The sequence below is a fragment of the Treponema sp. R6D11 genome (assembly GCF_054786075.1).
In genome coordinates, this window is the sequence record NZ_BDHD01000670.1 from 1 (window position 1) to 633 (window position 633).

The 633-nt window shown below is 41.4% G+C and carries 1 protein-coding gene; it reads left to right on the plus strand.

Features of this window, described 5'->3' with window-relative positions:
* Nucleotides 1–150: 150 nt before the first annotated feature.
* The coding region (locus ACYVTD_RS15390; RefSeq protein WP_461248575.1) for a hypothetical protein at nucleotides 151–633 on the plus strand (483 nt) is incomplete at its 3' end.

Sequence of the window (633 nt, forward strand, 5' to 3'; positions counted from 1 at the left end):
CTCTTCAACATCTTCCTCTATATTTAAGTCCGTCCGGGAGTCAGGTTTTCCCGGGCGGCTTATTTGTTTTTTGAAAATTGCAGAAAATGTTTATTGAATAAATTGTTTTATTTATAGCATATTTAGTAATTAATTTTTTAGGAGGAAAAAATGAGAAAGAAAATCTTTTTAATCGCTTGCATTGTTCTTGCAGTAATGTTTTTCAGCGTTAGCTCTGTTTTTGCGCAGCAAGTTCCAAAAGCTCCCGGCGCAATCGAAAGGACGCTTAGGGGAATGAACATTGTCATCGGTCTATGGTGGAGATATTACGATACCAAAGCTAATCCGCCGTCGAACCAATGGGTTGGAAGCGAGTTTCAGGAGAAACAGCTTGATTACCGCAAAAGGCTTTTACAGCAATATAACTTTACTATGTCGGAAAAAAATATTGCAAGCTGGGCTGAAATGCCGCAAATAGCGGCTACTTCGATTATGGCGGGAAAACCGGCGGCTACTATATTTGTGTTACAACCGGATTGGGCGCTTGCCTTATACCGACAGAACCTTCTGTATCCCGTAGGTTCAAGCAAAGCCGTCAACTGGTCTTCCACTACTCCGGTTGAATGGAACAAGTCTGTTACCACAGCTTTTACA